Origin of the sequence: Limnohabitans sp., assembly GCF_040400975.1 — a bacterium.
Classification (GTDB): Bacteria; Pseudomonadota; Gammaproteobacteria; order Burkholderiales; family Burkholderiaceae_C; genus Limnohabitans_A.
In genome coordinates this window covers 1-1,446 of the sequence record NZ_JBBAPF010000108.1, presented here as the reverse complement: position 1 = coordinate 1,446, position 1,446 = coordinate 1, and the positions used below count along the sequence as shown (strand labels likewise).

1 protein-coding gene is annotated in these 1,446 nt (G+C 56.2%); it reads left to right on the top strand.

Annotated elements, in window-relative coordinates; all coding sequences use genetic code 11:
- Nucleotides 1-371 precede the first annotated feature (371 nt).
- Nucleotides 372-1,166 carry a hypothetical protein gene (locus ABWQ00_RS16040; RefSeq protein ID WP_353239658.1) on the top strand — a complete coding sequence of 265 codons (795 nt, stop codon included), beginning with the start codon at nt 372-374 and terminating at the stop codon, nt 1,164-1,166.
- Nucleotides 1,167-1,446: the final 280 nt, after the last annotated feature.

Below are 1,446 nucleotides of genomic sequence, written 5' to 3'. Positions count from 1 at the left end.
TCATCATCATCATCATCATCAGTCCGACTTGCGTGACCTTGTGGTCGCGCGGCGGACACAATTGTTTTAACATGTGCTTGGGCATGACAGGTATGCACAGTCCTTTGTTGAAGAAAATGAACACAAGCACATTGCAGTTGTGATTTGTCACGATCAGATTAATTGTCATGGCAACAAGCAGCTGTCACTTATCACAATCGCCTGCTCCGCAGCTGCAAAGGGCTCTCAGATCTTTGTAGCTTATCCTCGGCACCGCCGCCGGTGCCATGGCCACATTGCCAGAGGCAGCAGAACAGAGAGAAGCAGCACGTGGGGAGAGACTGGAACACATGATACGTGGAGCTCTGCGCCATAACTGGCAGGAGGTGGGGATGGACCTCTATGATGTTGCCCTTGGACCGCGGCATTCAGAGTTCAGGTGGAATTCGTGCATTGTGAGGGTGAAGGCATGTGGCGCGCTCAAGAAAGACTTGACAACCGCCCAGCGCATGGAGGAGCACTGCATCTACGTCAGGTTCCACATGCCCCTGGACCTCCACACCCTCAAGAGGACACTTGAGGCTGCTTGGAACTCCCCTGAGCCAATCAAGATCAAGTCTGGACGTGAGGAGCTCGGTACCGGCAGTCTTGACAGCCCGGATGCAGTGCGAGAGGCAGCTTCTCGTCACCTGTCGGCATACTACGACCGTGACTACGCCCAGCTCCGCGACGAATACCTTGCAAGAGTGCGGGATGCGGAGAATGACCCGCGGGTCGGCGAAGTGGCAGAGCAGGAGGGGAACGAAGAGGCAGAGCAGGAGGAGGACGAAGAGGCAGAGCAGGAGGAGGACGAAGCGCTGCAGGTGCATCGCATTGAGCCCATTATCACAGACCAGATTGTGGGCATCTACGTGGTGACGGGCTTCTACCCGGAGAACGGCTTTGTCATCCAGGACGAGAACTTGGACATGAACCCACCGGTCTGGTATGAGGACTATGAGGGCTTCCGGAGGTGGGTGGCGAGCATCCCGCGGACCAGGAGCATCAACCGCTTGGTGCATCGCTTGGGTGAGGACCCACAGCGTGGCATCAACATCTCGCACTTCATGATGCGGTGGTTGTTGTCCTCGCACGATGGTCCGTATGTGTCTCTCATTGAGCAGGCGTTGCAGGGACAAGAAGATTGAAGAGCTCCATGGCGTCATCGAACAGAAGGTGAACGACCCGCAGTGATGACAGCCCTCTCTCTACGGTCCGACTTGCGTGACCTTGTGGTCGCGCGGCGGTATCATCCAACCATCATCCATCCATCCGCCCCCTTCCCCCCACACTCCCCCGACTTGCGTGGCCTTGTGGTCGCGCGGCGGGGGAGTGTGCTGGCAAATTGTTTTGATCTGAACTGAGAGACGTTGCTATTATGCGGTTTGAAATCGTCGTGAGGGTTGCAATCAGTACTTCATGATTGTC

What these genes read in the sequence shown, in the direction of transcription:
- ABWQ00_RS16040 (WP_353239658.1), top strand. Translation starts at nt 372, where the DNA reads ATGGACCTCTATGATGTTGCCCTTGGACCGCGGCATTCAGAGTTCAGG.